We start from the raw sequence: 6,423 nt of genomic DNA, 5'->3' as shown, positions 1-6,423 counted from the left end.
CATCGCCCAAAACCGCTAAACCTACTTAGTTTTCAATGATCGCAAACTCAAACTCAATGCCTTAACTCAAGGCGTCTCATCGTTTGTGGACGGGAATTATAGGGGAAAATGTAATGGATGTCAAGAGGTTTTGAAGAGAATTATGTGAAATCTTCTATAAGAAAATAATTTCTCGTTTTTTACCCTCTTTTTTGTAACTAAATTACTCATTTATCCTTCTTTATACAGATACATTATCCTCAATACACAATAAACGGTTAATAGAACTACTGTATAATCCCATTTATAAATATCCATATTAAGGAAGAAGCTATGGCTTTATATGATCGCGAATACGCACGCCAAGGTGCGTTTGGTTATGAAACCGCGCAAAGAGACGAAGCGCAGATCGTTTCATTTGTTAGAGAAACCTATAAATTATTTGCCGCATCTATGTTGGCAGGAGGGGTAGGTGCTTACGTAGGGATGCCATTTGCCGGTATCGTTGCTGCTAATTATTGGTGGATTGCTATTCCATGGATGCTCTTTGGTATGTTCGGTCTGCAAATGATCAAAAACAAACCGGGAATTAACATGATCGGCTTGTTCGCCTTTACCTTTGCAAGCGGCGTTATCATTACTCCTCTTATCAGTCATGTTCTTCACCTCTCCGGCGGTGCAGGATTGGTTGGAAACGCATTTTTCATGACGGCAGCATTGTTCGGTGGTCTAAGCTTTTTCGCTATTAAAAGTGCGAAAGATTTCACAACTTGGACCAAACCGATCGTAATTGCCTTTTTCATTATTATGGCGTTTTCATTAATTAATGTCTTTTTCTTGAAAAGTCCAATGATTTATGTGGCTATTCAAGCGGTTTTCTTGCTCGTTATCAGCATAATGGTGTTGATCGATACTCAAAATGTTATCCGTGGGGCATACGAAACGCCGATGGACGGCGCAATTGCCCTTTATCTTGATTTCTTTAACCTTTTCATTACCTTGCTCCAACTCTTCGGAATTTTTGGTGGCCGTGACGAGTAACTCTCTCCCCCCGGAACTGCTCCGGGTGGTGGATGCCAATCTTAATAGACTCAAAGAGGGTATCCGTGTGATTGAGGATATAGCGCGCTATGTTCACAATGACAAGGAACGCTCCACTTCGCTCAAAAATCTCCGCCACCTCTGTCGTATCGAACCCCTCGAAGCACTCCTCGCCTCACGTGACAGTGTCAATGATGTACTCCGTCCTACCATGCAAAGCGAGATGAACCGAACCGATCTCCTTTCTATAATAATAGCAAACTATAAAAGAGCCCAAGAATCTTCACGCGTGTTGGAAGAGCTTTACAAAATAGTAGAGCCGAGTTTGAGCGAGCAATTTAAAACCATCCGCTATGAACTCTATACATTAGAAAAGAAAAATGTCCTATACCTCGGTAACGAGAGTCGTTGAATCCCAAACACATCATTATCATCGGAGCGGGACCGGCCGGGCTAATGGCAGCGGATGTTTTGTCTGCGGCAGGGATGAGTGTCGATATTTATGACGCCAAACCCTCGGTAGGGAGAAAGTTTCTCATGGCAGGCAAAGGGGGACTTAATATTACCCACAATGAGCCGCTAAATGATTTTATCCGCCGCTATGATCAACCAGAGTGGCTAAAGCCTATGATTAACACATTTGATGCCACTATGATTAGAACATGGATGGAGAGCTTGGGGGTGGATTCGTTCGTCGGGACATCGGGACGGATTTTCCCCACCGAGATGAAGGCGGCACCGCTGTTACGACGCTGGCTCTCTTCGTTGAAAAAGCGGGGGGTTCGTGTCCATTGTCGCCATTATTGGCAGGGATTCACCGATGAGGGCTCTTTACGATTTACCTGTACGGAGGGTGAAACCGTCGCAACAGCCGATGCAACCATTTTGGCTTTGGGCGGCGGAAGCTGGGCCAGCTTGGGTTCGGATGGAACATGGGTCGATATTTTGACAGCTAAGGGAGTAAAAATCAATCCTTTGTTGCCCTCCAACTGCGGGTTCAAAGCAACATGGTCTACGTTCATGCAGCCCTATTTAGGAAAACCGTTAAAAAATATATCGGGCTGGGTTGGAATCCCTAAAGAGGAGAGCAGCTCTTCCGAAGCCGTTTTGAGCACGTACGGTATCGAGGGGGGACTGGTTTATGCGTTATCGCGTCCGCTTCGTGAGGAAGTGACCGCGCACGGCACGGCAATACTCTATTTAGACCTCTTGCCTCATATCGCTGAAGCTGACTTGGTATCACGGCTCACCTCAGTCTCTAAGCAATCTACCGATAATATCTGGCGTAAAGCGGGATTGGATGGGGTAAAGGGGGCACTTATCCGCGAGCTATTGAGCAAAAACAAATGGAATGATCCGATCGCTGTTGCGGCACGTGTTAAAAAATTCCCCCTCCGCCTCACCGGAATGCAGCCCATCGATGAAGCCATTAGTACCGCCGGAGGGGTCATGCGTGAGTCCATGAATAGTGATCTGATGCTTCACACCCTGCCGAATGTTTTTTGTGCGGGCGAAATGCTCGATTGGGATGCGCCGACGGGGGGTTATCTGTTAACCGCCTCGTTTGCCAGCGGAGTATTTGCGGCTAAGGGTGTTTTGAAAATCCTTGGCTGATCGAATAAATCAATGACGGCATTCGCCATCGTGACAATGAATTTGTTCTTCAACATATTCTTCAGAGACATGCAAATTGGCACATGAATCAAGGAGACCGTAAAGCTCCATTTCCGCTCCGGTAATATGACGAACCACATTTCCGGCACCATCGATAAAAACAAACATCTCATACTTGTGCTCATTCTTTTTTATATGCTGAGAGAAGATCACGTATTCGGCTTTTGTAAGTTCGGGAAAATTGTCGCACGATGCGATGTATTTCTCACACTCTTTATTGATTTTTTTGATTTCCAAAAATTCGGACTGAATCGCATCTCGAAGGACGGGAAGTAAATTAGGGATAACCTCTTTTAGATTATCGTATTTTTCGATCCCCAACATCATACACTCCTATTTGAAATTCTATATTAACGGATAGTATAACGCTTTGGGATCAAATATTGGTAAAATTCCGGTATTAATCCAAAAAGGGCATTATGCAAACGTTGGCACAACTGCGCGCAGGCGAACTCAAAGGGGTAACACGGCTTACTCTCAGCGAAAACCTCACCTCATTTCCCGAAGAGATATTCGATCTTGCCGATACTTTGGAGATTTTGGATTTGAGCCATAACGCCCTCACCTCCCTCCCGCACGATATCAGCAGACTCACCAAACTGCGAATCGCTTTTTTTTCCTATAACCGTTTTGTCGCACTCCCCTCTTTTAGTGGGTGTGACAATCTCACGATGTTAGGCTTTAAAGGGAACCGGATAGAGACGTTTGACGAAGATATCCTCCCGCTGGATATCAACTGGCTGATCTTGACCGACAACCGACTCAAAACCCTCCCCCGCTCCATCGGCAAACTGCACAAACTCCAAAAATTTCCCCTTGCCGGCAACCAAATAGAGAGACTCCCCGACGAGATGGCAGCGTGCCGAAATCTAGAACTCCTCCGCCTCTCAGCAAACCGCCTCGAAGTACTCCCCTCGTGGCTCATGAAACTCCCCAAACTCTCATGGCTCGCCTTTTCGGGGAATCCGTGCAGCGGAGATCAAAAGTTCACTCTTCGAGAGATTGAATATGAGACATTGGAAGTAAAAGAGAAGCTGGGTTCCGGTGCTTCGGGGGATATTTTCAAGGCCTATTCAAGGGTGCACGAAGAAGAAGTGGCGCTCAAACTCTTTAAAGGGGCGATCACGAGCGACGGTTATGCGCATGATGAGATGAATGCCTGCATGAGCGTGGGGGAACATCCGAACCTCATCAAAGTACTGGCGAAGATAGAGGGGGATGAACAGTTGGGGCTACTGCTGGAATATATCCCCGATACCTACCGAAACCTCGGTCTTCCCCCCGATTTTGAGACCTGCACGCGCGACACCTTCGAAGAAGGGAGCGAATTTAGCCTAGAGACGATCCGAGCAGTGGCCAAAGGAATTGCCTCCGCGAGCGCTCATCTGCATTCGCGCGGAGTGATGCACGGCGATCTCTACGCTCACAACATCCTTATCAACGACGATGAGCACTGCTATCTGGGAGATTTCGGAGCGGCAAGCTTTTACAAACCGCATCAAAAAGAATTAGAGAAAATCGAAGTGCGGGCGTTCGGATGCCTCATCGAGGATATGCTCTCGCTGTGCGTTACCAAAGAGGGAGCTATTTACGAGAGACTAGAAAAATTGAGAGAACAATGTATGAATGAAAATGTAGTCAAGAGACCGCTTTTTTCGGAGATGGAGTTTTAGTTTAATTAATTCTAACTATTTGAATTTATTGCACTCCATCCAAGTGAAAACAAAGTTGAAAGTGCTCGTTTTGCCACATCCGATATTTGTTCTTTGGCAGCAGTTTTAAATGCCTCTTCAAGCTCATCACCTATAGTTTTTTTAGCACCTTCTATAGCCAGTGAACTTGGTACAGTTTTCAGAAGTTCAAGAGCTTTTGGACTCAATGTAACATATGATGACATAGAAGACGCTGTTACTGAACCAATCAAATACTCCGTGTCATATAACCATCTTATAGTATCAAATGCTACATCCAGCTCATCTTTTAAATATTCAATTTTTCCATTTTTTTTATATTTACAAGTATATTCTCCATAAGCATTGACAGTTTCATTACATTCTTCTGCACCTATCAAATCAACTGGACTTAATTGTACTCTTCTTGGAAATTCACGCTGTAATTGTGCGAATATATAGCCTACATGATAATTGAAAGTTTCCATATTTTGCATATTTTTCCTTATCAATTAATTCTTAACTTGAATATCTTTACATATTATCAAAAAATATGCAAATCAAATAGAACTACGTCGTAATAAACACAACCTCAAATTCAAGATAGTTCAACGGATAAGTTTCCATCAACCGTTTTGTCTGCGCGAAATCGAGAACTCTGCGCCCACCACTTACCCCGCTGCGTTTGATGTAGCGGAACATCTCCCGCACCGAATCAAACTCCAAAGTGTAATGCAATACCTCAAAACGGCCATCCAAATGTTTTTCGGCGAGAGAGATCACCTCATCACTGCTGCGAAGCAACGGAGTGACTCCCGCACATTCATGCAAGGTTTTAAACGTCCCTGCGGTGAAGATCGCCAATGACATCGGCGTATTTAACGAAATAAGCGATTTTAAAACTCCCTCCAAATCCTCCGCCCACTGCAATGCTGAAGCCGAGTATATACGATCAAAGTGCTTATCTCTTAGTTTTTCAAAAAGTGCAGGGTCGTTGAAATCCCCCAAGATCAACTCGACGTTGGGGAATAAGGGGTGATGGGAGAGCATGGAAGCGGAAAAGTCGACCCCGACAAAACACTCCATCTCCCAATCTATCAAAGAGAAAAGGGTTCCGTTTCCGCATCCCAAGTCCAAAATACGCTTCGGCTGGTCGGGAGTAGAGGAAATCAGTTTATCCGCAACGAGGCGCTGGATGACATTGCGGCTCCCGTATTCAGCGGCATAACGGGAAAATTCATGGCACGCACTGCTCATCGACGGTTCACAACCAATGCAATAATAAAGACGGCGAGGAGACACAACACGATCGCCGCACCACTGGGGAGGGAGAAAAAGAAAGAGGCGCTCAATCCAAGGACAACACAAATCAGCGCGATGGCGATAGAGAGAAGGGTAGTCCTAAAAAAGCCCATTCCAAAACGGATAGCGGCAACAGGGGGGATCACCATCAAGGCGCCGATAAGCAATGTCCCGACTACTCGGATCGAGAGGGCAATGATGATCGCGATAATGCTCACCAGCATAAAATTGAGTATTGCGACGCGGATACCGCTCGCCCGCGCCACCTCTTCATCAAAGGCGATAAAGTAAAGTTCTTTGAAAAAAAGGATCAGCAGCCCCATCGCAATGGAGCCGAAAAAGGCCATGATCATCAAATCTTCATTGCTGACCGAGAGGATCGAGCCGAAAAGGTAGCTGAATAGCGACGCATTGAACGAGCCAGAGAGAGAAACGATCACAATCGCCAAAGCAAGTGAGCCAGAGAGAAAGATCGCCAGAATCGAATCGGAGTACATCCCGTGGACACTGCGCAGATACTCGATAAGCCATGAAGCGATGAGCGACGCGGCAACCGCCATCCATAAAGGGCTAAGGCCGAAGAGAAGCCCCACAGAGACTCCGACAAGGGAGACGTGGGCGAGGGTCTCGCTGAGGAGCGAATAGCGGCGCAGAACGATAAACGATCCGCTCATCGCCGCCAAAAGGGCGATCATCAATCCGGCGACAAAAGCGCGCTGCATAAACGGGTAATGTAACATCTCCATCACAAGCGGCT

8 protein-coding genes are annotated in these 6,423 nt (G+C 46.0%); 4 read left to right on the top strand and 4 right to left on the bottom strand.

The window, feature by feature from the left end:
* Positions 1-312 precede the first annotated feature (312 nt).
* Genes WC407_RS12210 through WC407_RS12200 form a run of 3 tightly spaced genes read left to right on the top strand, consistent with a single transcriptional unit; the run spans position 313 to position 2,634 of the window.
* Positions 313-1,020 (top strand): Bax inhibitor-1/YccA family protein, encoded by a 708-nt coding sequence (locus WC407_RS12210; protein WP_373022942.1) that lies wholly within the window; start codon positions 313-315, stop codon positions 1,018-1,020.
* The gene (locus tag WC407_RS12205) at positions 1,004-1,432 is read left to right on the top strand and encodes a thiamine-phosphate pyrophosphorylase (RefSeq protein ID WP_373022941.1); all 429 of its coding nucleotides are present in this window, start codon (positions 1,004-1,006) and stop codon (positions 1,430-1,432) included. The genes WC407_RS12210 and WC407_RS12205 overlap by 17 nt, the downstream gene beginning before the upstream one ends.
* Positions 1,429-2,634 (top strand): TIGR03862 family flavoprotein, encoded by a 1,206-nt coding sequence (locus WC407_RS12200; RefSeq protein WP_373022940.1) that lies wholly within the window; start codon positions 1,429-1,431, stop codon positions 2,632-2,634. Before WC407_RS12205 ends, WC407_RS12200 begins: the two co-directional genes overlap by 4 nt.
* Before the next feature lie 9 nt (positions 2,635-2,643).
* Here WC407_RS12200 and WC407_RS12195 read toward each other — a convergent pair whose 3' ends face one another.
* Positions 2,644-3,018 carry a hypothetical protein gene (locus WC407_RS12195; protein ID WP_373022939.1) on the bottom strand — a complete coding sequence of 125 codons (375 nt, stop codon included), beginning with the start codon at positions 3,016-3,018 and terminating at the stop codon, positions 2,644-2,646.
* A 95-nt stretch (positions 3,019-3,113) separates the two neighbouring features.
* Between WC407_RS12195 and WC407_RS12190 the strand changes: the two genes are divergently transcribed.
* On the top strand, positions 3,114-4,367 hold the full coding sequence (locus WC407_RS12190) for a leucine-rich repeat-containing protein kinase family protein (protein ID WP_373022938.1): 1,254 nt from the start codon (positions 3,114-3,116) through the stop codon (positions 4,365-4,367).
* Between the two features lie 11 nt (positions 4,368-4,378).
* On the opposite strand, the gene WC407_RS12185 is transcribed toward WC407_RS12190, so the two are convergent.
* The 3 genes from WC407_RS12185 to WC407_RS12175 all read right to left on the bottom strand — a co-directional run bounded on the left by WC407_RS12185 (position 4,379) and on the right by WC407_RS12175 (position 6,412).
* Positions 4,379-4,861, bottom strand: a complete 483-nt coding sequence (locus WC407_RS12185) for a hypothetical protein (RefSeq protein WP_373022937.1) — start codon at positions 4,859-4,861, stop codon at positions 4,379-4,381.
* A gap of 73 nt (positions 4,862-4,934) precedes the next feature.
* The gene (locus tag WC407_RS12180) at positions 4,935-5,621 is read right to left on the bottom strand and encodes a methyltransferase domain-containing protein (protein ID WP_373022936.1); all 687 of its coding nucleotides are present in this window, start codon (positions 5,619-5,621) and stop codon (positions 4,935-4,937) included.
* Positions 5,618-6,412 (bottom strand): metal ABC transporter permease, encoded by a 795-nt coding sequence (locus WC407_RS12175; protein ID WP_373022943.1) that lies wholly within the window; start codon positions 6,410-6,412, stop codon positions 5,618-5,620. Before WC407_RS12175 ends, WC407_RS12180 begins: the two co-directional genes overlap by 4 nt.
* Positions 6,413-6,423: the final 11 nt, after the last annotated feature.

The sequence above is a fragment of the Sulfuricurvum sp. genome (genome assembly GCF_041651515.1).
Taxonomy (GTDB): domain Bacteria; phylum Campylobacterota; class Campylobacteria; order Campylobacterales; family Sulfurimonadaceae; genus Sulfuricurvum.
This window is presented reverse-complemented; position numbering and strand designations above follow the sequence as displayed.

Coding starts and splice junctions, on each gene's coding strand:
- WC407_RS12210 (WP_373022942.1), top strand. CDS start 313: ATGGCTTTATATGATCGCGAATACGCACGCCAAGGTGCGTTTGGTTAT.
- WC407_RS12195 (WP_373022939.1), bottom strand. CDS start 3,018: ATGTTGGGGATCGAAAAATACGATAATCTAAAAGAGGTTATCCCTAAT.
- WC407_RS12190 (WP_373022938.1), top strand. CDS start 3,114: ATGCAAACGTTGGCACAACTGCGCGCAGGCGAACTCAAAGGGGTAACA.
- WC407_RS12185 (WP_373022937.1), bottom strand. CDS start 4,861: ATGCAAAATATGGAAACTTTCAATTATCATGTAGGCTATATATTCGCA.
- WC407_RS12180 (WP_373022936.1), bottom strand. CDS start 5,621: ATGAGCAGTGCGTGCCATGAATTTTCCCGTTATGCCGCTGAATACGGG.
- WC407_RS12175 (WP_373022943.1), bottom strand. CDS start 6,412: ATGGAGATGTTACATTACCCGTTTATGCAGCGCGCTTTTGTCGCCGGA.